The organism is Aliiroseovarius sp. F47248L (assembly GCF_023016085.1).
Lineage (GTDB): Bacteria > Pseudomonadota > Alphaproteobacteria > Rhodobacterales > Rhodobacteraceae > Aliiroseovarius.
The window spans coordinates 732,130-746,256 of record NZ_JALKBF010000001.1 but is presented as its reverse complement, the minus strand read 5'-3'; the positions used below and the strand labels follow the sequence as shown (position 1 = coordinate 746,256).

Annotated in this window: 12 protein-coding genes; 11 read left to right on the top strand and 1 reads right to left on the bottom strand. The window is 56.8% G+C overall.

The genetic code is table 11. The features are described 5' to 3' along the window. The first annotated feature begins 92 nt into the window (after positions 1-92). From MWU51_RS03730 to MWU51_RS03685, 10 genes are all read left to right on the top strand, one after another. On the top strand, positions 93-1,139 hold the full coding sequence (locus tag MWU51_RS03730) for a glycosyltransferase family 2 protein (protein ID WP_247038677.1): 1,047 nt from the start codon (positions 93-95) through the stop codon (positions 1,137-1,139). 129 nt (positions 1,140-1,268) lie between these two features. Beyond that, positions 1,269-2,210 (top strand): phosphoadenosine phosphosulfate reductase, encoded by a 942-nt coding sequence (locus tag MWU51_RS03725; RefSeq protein ID WP_247034812.1) that lies wholly within the window; start codon positions 1,269-1,271, stop codon positions 2,208-2,210. A 132-nt stretch (positions 2,211-2,342) separates the two neighbouring features. Next, entirely contained in the window at positions 2,343-3,383 is a 1,041-nt protein-coding gene (pyrC, locus tag MWU51_RS03720) for a dihydroorotase (RefSeq protein ID WP_247034810.1), read from the top strand. A gap of 24 nt (positions 3,384-3,407) precedes the next feature. Beyond that, positions 3,408-4,088 (top strand): orotate phosphoribosyltransferase, encoded by a 681-nt coding sequence (locus MWU51_RS03715; RefSeq protein WP_247034808.1) that lies wholly within the window; start codon positions 3,408-3,410, stop codon positions 4,086-4,088. Between the two features lie 144 nt (positions 4,089-4,232). Then, a complete protein-coding gene (locus tag MWU51_RS03710; RefSeq protein ID WP_247034805.1) occupies positions 4,233-5,732 on the top strand; it encodes a replicative DNA helicase in 1,500 nt (499 codons plus the stop codon). A 2-nt stretch (positions 5,733-5,734) separates the two neighbouring features. Then, positions 5,735-6,139 (top strand): VOC family protein, encoded by a 405-nt coding sequence (locus MWU51_RS03705; protein WP_247034803.1) that lies wholly within the window; start codon positions 5,735-5,737, stop codon positions 6,137-6,139. A gap of 155 nt (positions 6,140-6,294) precedes the next feature. Beyond that, on the top strand, positions 6,295-7,602 hold the full coding sequence (gene purB, locus MWU51_RS03700; protein ID WP_247034802.1) for an adenylosuccinate lyase: 1,308 nt from the start codon (positions 6,295-6,297) through the stop codon (positions 7,600-7,602). 76 nt (positions 7,603-7,678) lie between these two features. Further along, positions 7,679-7,840: a hypothetical protein gene (locus MWU51_RS03695; protein WP_247034801.1), complete on the top strand. Its 162-nt coding sequence runs from the start codon at positions 7,679-7,681 to the stop codon at positions 7,838-7,840. Between the two features lie 74 nt (positions 7,841-7,914). Continuing rightward, a complete protein-coding gene (locus tag MWU51_RS03690) occupies positions 7,915-9,030 on the top strand; it encodes a FliG C-terminal domain-containing protein (protein WP_247034800.1) in 1,116 nt (371 codons plus the stop codon). Between the two features lie 67 nt (positions 9,031-9,097). Beyond that, on the top strand, positions 9,098-10,027 hold the full coding sequence (locus MWU51_RS03685) for a lysophospholipid acyltransferase family protein (RefSeq protein ID WP_247034799.1): 930 nt from the start codon (positions 9,098-9,100) through the stop codon (positions 10,025-10,027). A 26-nt stretch (positions 10,028-10,053) separates the two neighbouring features. Here MWU51_RS03685 and MWU51_RS03680 read toward each other — a convergent pair whose 3' ends face one another. Next, positions 10,054-10,788, bottom strand: coding sequence for a DUF1223 domain-containing protein (locus tag MWU51_RS03680; protein ID WP_247034797.1), 735 nt, complete (start codon positions 10,786-10,788; stop codon positions 10,054-10,056). A 229-nt stretch (positions 10,789-11,017) separates the two neighbouring features. On the opposite strand from MWU51_RS03680, the gene acnA reads away from it, so the two are divergent. Further along, the gene (gene acnA / locus MWU51_RS03675; RefSeq protein WP_247034796.1) at positions 11,018-13,789 is read left to right on the top strand and encodes an aconitate hydratase AcnA; all 2,772 of its coding nucleotides are present in this window, start codon (positions 11,018-11,020) and stop codon (positions 13,787-13,789) included. Positions 13,790-14,127: the final 338 nt, after the last annotated feature.

The following is a 14,127-nucleotide window of genomic DNA, read 5'->3' as shown; positions in this document are numbered from 1 at the left end:
GCAAGGCACGAAGTGTGAGCAGCTAAGCATATGTTACCGAACAAAAACCCATGCTGGCCCCGCTCTCCGAAACACGCGATTGTGACCCCGTGATGCGCATTACGGCTATCACATGTGTGAAGAACGAGGCTGCGTTCCTGCTGGAATGGCTTGCGCATCACAAGGCGGTTGGCTTCACCGATTTTCTGGTCCTGTCGAACGGATGCGAAGATGGGACGGATGATCTGCTGGATCGTTTACAGGATCTGGGTCATCTTACTCATCTACGCAATGATGGACCATATGATCAGGGCGGCATCCAATGGACCGGGTTTAAGATTGCGGACAAACACCAGCTTGTGCGGAACGCCGATTGGTTGATGACGCTGGATGTGGACGAATTTGTAAACATCCACATAGGGGACCACACGCTACCAGACCTGTTCACCGCCCTGCCCGACGCCGACGCGATCACCTTGACCTGGCGCTTGTTCGGCAATGGCGGGATAATCGACTATCACGACCAACCCATCACGCGGCAATTCACACGCGCCGCGCCCGAGGTTATGACGTGGCCGTGGCGCGCCTTCCTGTTTAAATCGCTTTATCGCAATCGCGGAGCGTATCGAAAACTCGGGGTTCACCGCCCCCGGTCTCCGGTCGAGGGGGTCGCCGAAACCACGCAATGGTTTGACGGAAATGGCCGAAAGCTGGATGAAAAATTCCAGCGCAGCCGAATCTTTTCAGCTTTCAACCAAACAAACTACGGTTTGGTGCAGTTGAACCATTACCCATTGGGTGCGATGGAAAGCTTCGTCCTGAAATCTGACCGAGGCCGCGTGAACCGGTCAGACAGTCCCATCGGAATGGACTATTGGTGCGAACGAAACTGGTGTGAGGTTGAAGATACTTCAATCCAAAAGACAGAAGCCCCGCGTCAGGCCCAGCTTGCCAAATTTATGTCGGACCCCAAAGTTGCAGACCTTCATCACGCGGCGGTCAAGTGGCGCAAACAGCACTTTCGTAAACTCATGCAAGATGAACCCAACCGTGCCCTTTTCGGGCGGCTAATGTTGTCCCCACCGGCCCGCCCGATTCCCATGCAAGATGCGCAAAGAATATACAGTTTCGCACAAATCCCACGCGTTTCGGACGATTAAAATCCGTCGGGAAACAATAGGTCAGCCTTTCTACCACTCTTCTATTTATTGCCGCATTCCGTGCCAAAATCCGCCCGTTTTCACGCCGAAAGAAAGCACCGGATGGAGCAATGAGTGCCGAGGTGTGTGATGCAGGACGACCTGTCAGCGGATGAAGCAAACGCCTATGGTGCCGGCACACCTGATGACGAGTGGCTAGCACAGCTTGAAGAGATTAGCGACGAGCGGGGATATTTCGAGCCACTGGGAGTCGAGCATTCGGCTATTCTGACCGACGAGGGGCGGACGCTGCTGGTCACGTTTGAAACGGTCCGCAGTGTTCGCGACACCTCGCCTTTGCAAGAACCTTTGGGCTGGACGCTTGTACGGCAAAACGGTTGGTCCAACCTGTGTGTTCTGGCGCATTCTGACAGCTGGTTTCGCGACCGTGCCGTTTATGGATACTTCGACCGCTTGATCGAAGATGGCTTCTTTGAAGAATTTGAAAAGGTAATTTTTTTTGGCGCTGGCATGTGCGGCTATGCAGCGGCAGCGTTTTCCATCGTTGCGCCCGAAGTGACAGTTATCGCCGTACAACCGCAGGCCACCCTTGATCCAAACCGCACTGAATTTGATCGCCGCTTCCCCAAAGCACGGCGACGCAACTTCACGGATCGATATCACTATGCCCCTGAGATGGTCGAAATGGCACAAGATGTGTTCTTGTTTTTCGATCCTGCGATCACCGAAGACACTGTCCACGCGGCAATGTTCGCAGGCACACATATTCATCATATTCACTGCCGCCATTTTGGTGGCGACCTGCCGCAAGCGCTGTTTGACATGGGCGTGACCCATGATCTGATTGACCAAGCCGGACAGAACAGGTTGACGCCGCAAAGTTGTTATCGCGCTTTGCGAGTTCGACGGCGTTACCGTCCCTATTTGCGCAGATTGCTGGCGTCTGCCGAGGCGCGGCGCAAACCGCTTTTGGTCAAATGGTTGGCGACGTCAGTGACCACGCATCAACATGCCCCAAGATTCCAGCAGGCGCTGAAACGCGCAGAACAGGCATTGGCTGAACGTTCTTAGGCCAGCTTGCACCAAAGCGGCGGACCCGATGCAGAGATATCGGTCACTTCTCCTGTCGCGTCGCAGATTAGCGATCAGGATTCACTCGAATCTTCTGGCACCAATTTCGTTGCTGCGTTATGCCCTGTTCCGATGACCCAGACCCTGACACTCCGCCGTCCCGATGACTGGCACCTGCATCTTCGCGATGGCGCGATATTGCAAGCCGTCCTCCCTGAAACCGCGCGCCATTTTGCTCGTGCCATCATCATGCCGAACCTTGTGCCTCCGGTTGTGACGAGTGCAGATGCCAAAGCTTATCACACCCGCATAATGACGGCGTTGCCCAGCGACATGCGGTTCGAGCCGTTGATGACCCTTTATCTGACCGAGGATACGGATCCATCAGATGTTGCCGCCGCAGCGGCCGGGGGCTTGGTGAAAGCGGTGAAGCTTTACCCGGCGGGCGCCACGACCAACTCGGCGTCCGGCGTGCAGGATTTTGACAAGGTCCGACCGGTGCTTGAGAAGATGGCCGAGATCGGCATGCCCCTCTGCGTCCATGGCGAGGTTACGGACCGCGATGTCGACATCTTCGACCGTGAGGCCGTGTTCATCGATCGCGTGTTGGATCCGGTCCGGCGCGCCACTCCCGAGCTGCGCGTGGTGATGGAGCATATCACTTCCAAAGACGGTGCCGACTACGTCAAGGCCAATGACACCAATATCGGCGCCACCATCACGGTGCAGCACATGATCCTGGACCGCAATGACATGCTGGTAGGTGGAATGCGCCCGCACTACTACTGCCTGCCGATCCTGAAGCGCCGCGAACACCGAGAGGCCCTGTTAGCCGCAGCCATATCGGGCGACCCGCGCTTCTTTCTTGGAACTGACAGTGCACCACATCCCACCCATGTTAAGGAAAGCGAATGTTGCTCTGCTGGGTGTTTCACCGCGCCGAACGCCTTGTCGATCCTGGCCGAAACATTCGAGGCAGCAGGCGCGCTGGACAAGCTCGAAGGCTTTACATCGATTCACGGCCCGGCCTTCTATGGCCTGCCGGTGAACGAGGACATGATCACGCTCCGCAAGGGCGACCCGATCACCTATCCTGCCACGTTGCAGGCAGGCGAACACACCGTCACCACCTTCGACCCCGGTTTTCCGCTGCACTGGCAGGTCGAGGCCTGAACCACTGAACAAGGACCGCTGCCCATGATCCCTTCGACCTTCCCCACCAAGGATGAAATCGCCCGCCTGACCGCGCGGATGCTGTTGGAAATTGGGGCCGTGAACTTCAACACCGACGAGCCCTATACGCTCGCCTCTGGCCTGCCCAGCCCGTCCTATATCGACTGTCGTAAGCTGATCAGCTTCCCGCGCATCCGCTCGACCCTGATGGATTTCATGGCGGTCGAGATTATGCGCGAAGCGGGGTTCGAGGCGTTTGACAACATCGCCGGTGGCGAAACCGCGGGCATCCCCTTCGCGGCCATGGTCGCCGAACGCTTGGCCCTGCCCATGACCTATGTGCGCAAGAAGCCGAAGGGTTATGGCAAGAACGCCCGCATCGAAGGCGCGATGAGCGAAGGGCAGCGCGTGCTCTTGGTCGAAGACCTGACCACGGATGGCGGATCGAAGCTCAGCTTCGTCGATGCGATTCGCGACACCGGCGCGACGTGCGGTGCTACCGCCGTGATCTTCTATTACGACATTTTCCCCGAGACCGAAAAAACCCTTGGCGATCATGGCGTTCAACTGATCCACCTGTGTACATGGTGGGATGTTCTGACTGAGGCCAAGGCTCAAGGTGTGTTTTCGGCGAAGACTTTGGACGAGGTGGAACGCTTCCTGAACGATCCTCGTGCGTGGCAAACAGCCCGCGCAAACAAGTAACGCACCTACTATCCATAGGCACCATTTTGCGGGACCGCACCAGATATGGTAGGCTCACGTTATCCACAGGATTCCCACAGGAACATACATTTTGCCTTGGAACATGCCAAGGCGCTAAACACTCCCCAAAAGGGGCAGGCAGTCATGAACGAGATCAGCAGTATTCCTCAGGGCACGCAATCGGGCGACAATAGCGAAGGTGTGCAGGACGCCCTGCCTCACCACATCGAGGCTGAACAGCAGCTTCTGGGTGCGATCCTGACGAACAACGATGTCTATGACCGTGTCGCCTCGATCATCAATGCGGGCCATTTCTATGAACCCGTGCATGCCCGCATCTGGGAAATCGCCGCCAGCCGCATCTCGAAAAACGCGCTTGCCAGCCCGGTAACGCTAAAAGCGTTTATGGAAGATGATGAGGGCCTGAAAGAACTCGGAGGTCCCGCATATCTGGCGCGTCTGGCCGGTGCCGCGATTTCCAGCTTTGCGGCCCGTGACTATGCGCAAATGATCTATGACCTCGCCATTCGGCGCGAGCTGATCCAGCTGGGTCAGGACATCTCGTCCAAGGCGCAGAAGGTCGACATCTCGTCCGAACCGAAAGAGCAGATCGTAGAAGCCGAACAGGCGCTTTACAAACTGGGTGAAGCGGGTCAAACCGACAGCGGATTTCAAAGCTTTCTGAAAGCCGTGACTGACGCGGTTCAAGTCGCCAATGCCGCCTATCAACGAGAAGGTGGTCTGGCAGGCATTTCAACCGGATTGTCCGATCTGGACACCAAGCTGGGCGGGTTGCACCCGTCCGACCTTCTGATCCTTGCGGGTCGCCCCTCGATGGGGAAAACCTCGCTCGCCACCAATATCGCGTTCAACGTGGCGAAAGCCTACAAGAAAGGCACCCGCCCGGATGGCTCCGAGGGCGCCATTGACGGAGGTGTGGTTGGCTTTTTCTCGCTCGAGATGTCAGCCGAACAACTGGCGGGCCGGATCTTGGCCGAAGCGTCCGAAATCTCGTCCCACAAGATCCGTCAGGGTGACATGGACGAAGGCGAGTTTCGCCGGTTTGTCGATGCGGCAAAGGATTTGGAAAGCTGTCCGTTGTTCATTGATGACACGCCTGCACTGCCGATCAGCCAATTGGCCGCCCGCGCGCGTCGCCTGAAGCGGACGCATGGTCTGGACCTTCTGATCATCGACTATTTGCAGCTGTGCCGCGGCACCGCCGAGAACCGGGTGAACGAGATCGCTGAAATCTCGATGGGCATGAAAGCCATCGCCAAGGAGCTGAACATCCCGGTCATCGCCTTGTCGCAGCTTAGCCGTCAGGTCGAAAGCCGCGATGACAAGCGGCCGCAACTGTCAGACCTGCGCGAATCCGGCTCGATCGAGCAGGACGCAGACGTGGTCATGTTCGTGTTCCGCGAAGAATATTACAAAGAACGCGAAAAGCCCGGCGACCACGAACTCGACCGTATGGCGAGCTGGCAGGATGAAATGTCAAACTTGCACGGCAAAGCCGAAGTCATCATTGGTAAGCAACGTCACGGCCCCATCGGCACGGTCGAACTGTCTTTCGAAGCCCAGTTCACGCGTTTCGGCAACCTTGTGCAGAAATGGCAGCAAGGCTCAGACGGCGGATTCTGACGATGATCACTGGGGTGAACCACTTCACCCTTGCGGTGTCCGACCTGTCGCGGTCGGTTCGGTTTTATATCGACATTCTGGGTGCCAATTTGCGCGCGGATTGGTCTAGCGGGGCCTATCTGGAACTGGGCGAGCTCTGGCTTTGTCTCGTCCAATCCGCCGAACCCGTCATACCGCGCAGCGACTATACTCACATTGCCTTGTCATGCGAACCCACGCACTTTTTGACTTTTTCTACCCGGATAAGCGAGGCAGCTACACTTTGGCAGGATAATGTATCCGAGGGTGCATCCCTCTATTTCCTCGACCCTGACGGCCACAAACTCGAATTGCATCACGGCAATCTCAACAGCCGCCTTGCCCACTACCGCGCCCACCCAGAAAAGGGTGTTCAACTTTATAAGTGATCTCGGCTTCTTCTGGCCCAAAAATATCCTGGGGTGAATGCGCGCATGCGCAGAGGGGCAACGCCCCTTCCCCTATCCAAACAGCCTTCTCTTGTTCGCTGCAGCGCGGCAGTCTATGAAAGCGGCGACTGCCCTCAATCGAAAAAGGTCTGCCGATGATCCCTCGCTATTCCCGCCCCGACATGGTCGCCATCTGGTCACCCGAAACCAAGTTCAAGATCTGGTACGAGATCGAGGCACACGCTTGCGACGCGATGGCCGATCTGGGCGTGATTCCGCGTGAAAACGCCAAAGCGGTCTGGAAAGCCAAGGATGTTGAGTTTGACGTTGCCCGCATTGATGAGATCGAAGCCGAGACCAAGCATGACGTCATCGCTTTCCTGACCCACCTTGCCGAACATGTCGGCAGCGAAGAAGCACGCTTCGTGCATCAGGGAATGACATCTTCCGACGTGCTGGACACTTGCTTTAACGTGCAGTTGGTGCGCGCTTCAGACATTCTGATCGAGGACATGAAAGCACTGCTCGCTGCGCTGAAGAGACGTGCTCATGAGCATAAGGACACGATCCGCATCGGGCGCAGCCACGGCATCCATGCCGAGCCCACTACAATGGGCCTGACATTCGCGCGCTTCTATGCGGAAATGGACCGCAACCTGAACCGACTGGAAAAAGCACGATATGAGATCGCCACCGGCGCGATCTCGGGTGCAGTCGGAACCTTTGCCAATATCGACCCTGCCGTAGAAGAGCATGTGTGTGGAAAAATGGGTCTTGCGCCCGAGCCGATCTCGACGCAAGTGATCCCGCGCGATCGTCATGCCGCCTTCTTTGCCGCGCTTGGTGTTGTCGCTTCGTCGATCGAAAACGTGGCCACCGAGATCCGCCACATGCAACGCACCGAGGTGCTGGAAGCGGCTGAATTCTTCTCGATGGGCCAGAAGGGCTCGTCCGCTATGCCGCACAAGAAGAACCCTGTTCTGACTGAGAATCTGACCGGCCTTGCGCGTCTTGTACGCATGACCGTTGTGCCAGCGATGGAGAATGTGACTCTGTGGCATGAGCGGGACATCTCGCACTCGTCAGTCGAACGCAACATCGGCCCTGATGCCACCATTACGCTGGATTTTGCACTGGCGCGCCTGACTTCGGTCATCGACAAGCTGCTGGTCTACCCTGACAACATGATGGCAAACATGAACAAATTCCCCGGGCTGGTCATGTCACAACGTGTGCTGCTGGCTCTGACACAAGCGGGTGTCAGCCGGGAAGACGCGTACCGGATGGTGCAGCGCAATGCACTGAAAGTTTGGGAAACTGGCTGTGACTTCAAAGAAGAACTGCTGGCCGATGACGATGTGGTCAAAGCTCTGGGTGCGGAAGGGATCGAGGAAAAATTCGACCTTGGCTATCACACCAAGCATGTAGACACGATCTTCAAACGGGTCTTTGGCGAAGACTAAGCCTAAGGCACAGCGTGTCCCAATTTGGGAATCACTGTATTTCATGCTACCATGGGGCTTCCGAAAGGAGGCCCCAATGCACTTCAAGACCATACTCTGCGCACTTGTTCTGACCGTTTTGCCGACGTTGTCCGTTGCGATGGGCTGCGAACGTGGCAAGCACACGGCAGCAAGCTGTGACGCAGGTCAAACCTGGGATGCCGCATCGCAAGCCTGCGTTGACGTCGTTTCCAGCTAAAAATGCGAAGGCGGTAAGCCTGCCTTAACCCGACCGTGGCAGTCTGGCACAAACCAGAGGAACGAGGCTACGCGTTGACCGCATTGGATATCGACCATGCCGACATCATGCCGACAAGTGTCGGGATGTCGCCCAAGAATGTTGTCTCCCCGACAGGGGTTGCTCCGTCGGGTCGCGCTTCGACGGTGACACGATATCTGACACGAAAACAAAAAGCCGCGATCATTGTGCGCCTGCTGCTGGCAGAGGGGGCTGTGTTGTCACTGCAAGATTTGCCCGAGGGGCTGCAGTCTGAATTGATCCGTCAGATGTCAGACCTGCGATACATCGACCGCGCCACGCTGAAATCTGTCATTGATGAGTTCGTTCAAGAGATCGAGGACATAGGTCTGGCCTTTCCGGGTGGGATCGAAGGCACGTTGTCGATGCTTGATGGTGCTATCAGCCCTTCAACCGCAGCCAGGATGCGAAAGATGGCGGGCGTCACGTTGACAGGTGACCCATGGGCCAAGATTGCGGGGTTGGACCCAGAGCTTCTGTTGGACATTCTTGAAACAGAAAGCACCGAGATTGCGGCGGTGCTGCTGTCCAAACTAAAGGTATCTGTCGCTGCTGAATTGTTGGGACAATTGCCCGGTCCGCGGGCGCGCAAAGTGGCCTATGCCGTGTCGCAAACCGGTTCCATCGCCCCGAATGTTGTCGAACGGATCGGCCGATCACTGGCGGAACAGTTGGGCACACGCCCCCCGAAAGCGTTTGATGATGGGCCGGTTGAGCGGGTTGGGGCGATCCTGAATGCCTCGCCTGCCGCAACCCGCGACGAGGTGCTGAATGGTCTGGATCAGGATGATACCATCTTCGCAACAGCCGTCCGCAAAGCTATCTTCACCTTCGCCGATATTCCCGCCCGCATCACACCGACTGATATTCCAAAGATCACACGGGACGTGGATCAGGCCGTGCTAGTCACAGCTCTGGTGGCGGCTGTCGACGAACTGGAACCGGTCGCAGATTTCATCCTTAACGCTATCTCAAAACGCATGTCCGAACAGATCCGGGAAGAGATGGCAGAACGCGGAACTGTGAAAGCCAAAGACGGTGAAGCTGCAATGGCTGCCATCGTCACACAGATCCGCACGCTTGAGGCTGCTGACGAAATCACCGTTGTCACAGACGAAGACGAAGACTGATCTGCCGACTTCGTGCGGCAAGAGCTTGCGAGCCCCCGCCCCCGCTTGTATGTCTGGGCACCGATAGATGCAGCGCGCGCCGGTTCCCGTCGCCGCGCGACAGGAGACGGGCTGGATGGTGCAAGAAAAGCGTGGGGTTGCTCCCTATCTGACACATTTGGCGCTGTCTGCCGTGCTGAACCTGCCACGCCTTTTGCCTTATCGTTGGCGCCTTCCGGCAGTGGGCTGGCTGGCCGCGCATGTCGTCGGCCCGATTGCCGGATACGACAAGCGCATTCGCAATAACCTGACGCTGGCTTGTCCTGACCTCTCGCCTGCTGAGGTAGATCGCTTGGTGCGCGATGTCCTGTCCAATGCCGGTCGGTTTCTGGCAGAGATGTGGTCGGGCAACACATTCTATGACCGGCTTAAGTCCACCAAACTGTCCGGCCCCGGTCTGGCCGCCTTGGAACAGGCAAAAGCAGATGGTCGACCAATCATCGCGATATCCGGGCATTTTGGAAACTACGACGCCGCGCGTGCCGTGACCATACAAGCGGGCTATAACACCGGGGCGCTTTATCGTCCGATGTCAAACGCCTATTTCAACGAAAGCTACAAGGCACGAATGGAAGGGTTCGAGGGCAAGGCGTTTGAGCAATCCCGGAGAGGCATGGCCGAGATGGTGAAACACCTCCGTAAGGGTGGCCTTTTGGCGATCCTTCTGGACCAACGCGAAGACCAGGGTGCCAAGCTCAACTTTTTTGGCCAACCCGCCATGACCACGCTAGCGGTGGCGGAGATGGCGTTGAAATACGACACGCTGTTCATTCCTGTGTTTGCCATTCGCAAGGAGAACGGGTTGGACTTCGACGTTGTCGTCGAAAACCCGATTGCCCACAGCGATGCCAAAACCATGATGCAAGAATTCAACGATCGGTTTGAATCGCGGGTGCGCCAGCACATGGACCAGTTTTTATGGATCCATAATCGCTGGCAATTGCCCGAGGCAGATTAGACCCGCGCTGCCGCGCCAGTCGTCACCTAGTCCAGCTTGATCGCAGCCACGATTTCGCCCGGATATCCACTTTTCCTGGCGGCTTGCAGGACAATGGCCGCGGCCTGTCCTTCCTCCGCAATCGGGTTGGGAAGCTCATATTCCACCGCTTCCCGCCCGTCCCAGACGCCGAAGCCCTGGATATCCGTTACCACGTTGGTTGACGTGATCGACAGGCCGGCATTCTCACCCCGGCTGATATCCACCTCGGCTTTTGGCACAAAGCGAACGATTTGAACAAGCATCTGTGCGGGAAGGTCGCGATGTGTCATCCGCTCGACCCTTAACCGCGGTACTTCACCATCCGCACCAATCGTTTGCAACGCCACTTGTTGTGGTTTGGCTTGATGGCGATGGATCACATCCATCACCTCGACCACATGACTGCCAACCGCCTGATCGACCCCGCCGATCACCATTTGCGGCGTATAGATGGACCGCGTACCAAAGCTGTAAGCATAGGCCTTTTGCCGCTTGGTGTGGGCGGCCTTTGCGAATGTGTCTTTCCAGCCAATGTAATCCCAGTAATCAACGTGCAGCGCCAAAGGCAGGATATCGTCATACTCGGCCAATTTGCCCAACAGCGCGTCAGCGGGTGGGCAAGATGAACATCCCTGCGATGTAAACAGTTCGACAACTGTCACCGGGCGCTCCCCTGCGGTCAGGGGATGCGCACCGAACCATGTGGCGCATATCAGGATCAGGGGCAGAACTGCTCTCATCTGGTTTCTTTTCCGTTTGGGTCAACCATTAGATAGCGCGCCCTCAAAGGCGCTGCCAATCAAGGTTTTGCGAGGGGTTTGTTACAGTTTTCGCCGATAAGTAGGGATTGGGGTCGATTTCTGGTGTGCAATCGTATACAAAGCGCTGGAATCCTCTTGCGCCGCGCCTCGATTATGAGGCAAAAGCAAGCCAGCCCAACCCTGTATCCTGACCTTAGGGAGCCAATCCATGACCATTATCGTAGGTTCAGACACCGCCAAGACGCGCAAGACGCTCAAGGCCGGTGACTCATCCGTCGCCTATTACTCAATCCCCGCCGCCGAAGCCGCTGGCCTTGGCGATTTTACCCGGCTGCCGGCCGCGCTGAAAGTCGTTCTGGAAAACATGCTGCGCTTTGAAGATGGCGGTCGCACCGTCAGCGTGGACGACATCAAAGCTTTTGCCGAATGGGCCAAAAAAGGTGGCAAGAACCCACGCGAAATCGCCTATCGCCCCGCCCGTGTTCTGATGCAGGACTTCACCGGCGTGCCTGCCGTTGTTGATCTTGCCGCGATGCGCGATGGCATCAAAGCGCTGGGTGGCGACGCACAGTTGATCAACCCCCTGAACCCGGTTGATCTGGTCATCGACCACTCGGTCATGATTGACGAATTTGGCAACCCCCGCGCATTCCAAATGAACGTTGACCGCGAATATGAACGCAATCTGGAACGCTATACCTTCCTGAAATGGGGTCAGTCGGCGTTTAACAACTTCCGCGTTGTGCCCCCCGGAACCGGTATCTGCCACCAAGTGAACCTTGAGTATCTGGCACAAACCGTTTGGACCGACGAGGACCAGAACGGCGAACAGGTCGCCTATCCCGACACGCTGGTCGGCACCGACAGCCACACCACCATGGTCAACGGCCTTGCCGTTCTGGGTTGGGGCGTTGGCGGTATCGAAGCCGAAGCTGCGATGCTGGGCCAACCGATTTCAATGCTAATCCCCGAAGTTGTCGGCTTTGAGCTGACCGGCGAGATGGTCGAAGGCACCACCGGCACCGACCTTGTGTTGAAAGTCGTCGAAATGCTGCGCGCGAAGGGTGTGGTCGGCAAGTTCGTCGAATTCTATGGTGACGGTCTGGACCGCCTGCCGCTGGCTGACCGGGCAACGATTGCCAACATGGCACCGGAATACGGCGCCACCTGTGGCTTCTTCCCGATCGACGGTGAGACCCTGCGTTATCTGCGCACCACGGGTCGCGATGAAGATCGCATCGCGCTGGTCGAAGCCTATGCCAAGGAAAACGGGTTCTGGCGTGGTGCAGATTACGCGCCGATCTATACCGACACGTTGAGCCTTGATATGGGGACCATCGTACCTGCAATCTCTGGTCCGAAACGCCCACAAGACTATATCGCGCTGGACCAAGCAGCGAGCGAGTTTTGCAAATACATTAAAGGCCAACGGCCCGCGAAGGTTGCGCCGAAGGAAGATAAGAAGGAATGGACAGACGAAGGCGGACAACCCGCGCCGCACCACATTCCGGGTGATTTTGGCCACCATAAATCACAAGCGGTGAAAGGCGCCGATTACAAGCTGCATGACGGCTCTATCGTGATTGCATCGATCACCTCATGCACCAACACCTCGAACCCGTATGTGATGATCGGGGCGGGCTTGGTGGCACGCAAGGCGCGTGCACTTGGGATGAACCGCAAGCCTTGGGTGAAAACATCGCTAGCACCCGGTTCACAAGTTGTGTCGGCGTATCTTGAGGCCGCAAACCTTCAGGAAGATCTGGACGCCATCGGCTTCAACCTCGTGGGCTATGGCTGCACGACCTGTATCGGCAACTCCGGCCCCCTCGCACCAGAACTGTCTGAGGCTATAAACGAGGGCGATCTGATCGCAACTTCGGTGCTGTCGGGCAACCGCAACTTCGAAGGGCGCATCAGCCCTGACGTGCGCGCCAACTACCTGGCATCACCGCCGCTGGTCGTGGCCTATGCGCTGGCCGGTGACATGAATATCGACATCGCCAACGACCCGCTGGGTCAGGACAAAGACGGCAATGACGTTTATTTGAAAGACATCTGGCCTTCGACCCAAGAAGTGGCTGAATTGGTTGAAAAAACCGTCACCCGCGAAGCGTTTCAGTCGAAATATGCAGACGTCTTCAAAGGCGACGAAAAGTGGCAAAGTGTTGAGACCACTGGCGACGAGACCTATGACTGGCCCGCGTCTTCGACCTACATCCAGAACCCGCCCTATTTCCAAGGCATGTCTAAGGATGCAGGCGTGATCTCGGACATTGAAGGCGCCAAAGTGCTGGCAGTTCTGGGTGACATGATCACCACCGACCACATCTCGCCTGCTGGGTCGTTCCCGGTTTCGTCCCCCGCAGGTCAGTATCTGACCGAGCGTCAGGTCGCCCCGCGTGAGTTCAACTCCTACGGCTCGCGCCGCGGCAACCACGAGATCATGATGCGTGGCACGTTTGCCAACATCCGCATCAAGAATGAGATGCTGGACGGCGTCGAAGGTGGCTATACCAAGGGGCCAGATGGCAAGCAGACGTCGATCTATGACGCCTCGATGGCCTATCAGGACGCCGGCACCCCGCTGGTGGTCTTTGGGGGTGAGCAGTATGGCGCAGGTTCCTCGCGCGACTGGGCAGCTAAGGGCACAAGCCTACTGGGCGTCAAAGCCGTAATCGCGGAATCGTTCGAACGTATTCACCGCTCCAACCTGGTTGGCATGGGCGTGATCCCGTTCGAATTCACCGGTGGTGACACCCGAAAATCACTGGGTCTGACCGGCGACGAAACCGTGTCGATCAAAGGTTTGGCGGGCGATCTGAAACCGCTGTCGAACGTGCCGTGCGAGATCACCTTCGCCGATGGGTCGGTGAAAGAGATCGAGCTGAAATGCCGGATCGATACCGAGGTCGAAATCGAATACGTCGAAAACGGCGGTGTCCTCCACTATGTGCTGCGCAACCTCGCGAAGTCGTAAGCAACCGGCACCTATAAACATCAACGCGCCTTTTTCAGGGCGCGTTTTTTGTGTGCCGAGATCAGACAGACCGTTCCGAAGAAATACTGGTTGGCATCAAAGGATGTGATCAGCAGCACACAAGGATGCAGGAACGTCGAGTAGTCTTGTGGAAGAACTTACCATTTTCTTGGCAGAATAAACTGTCTCATCCAGCCAGAAAGTGTTAGTGTTCGTTAAGGTTGGAATATTTCTCTGGCCGATTTGAATCGACGTTTATATCGCCATCGGACTCATCTATTTCATGTACAATTTTTTGCGCCAATTTCCGCTCCCAATTCTGGAAACAGTCGCGTTCA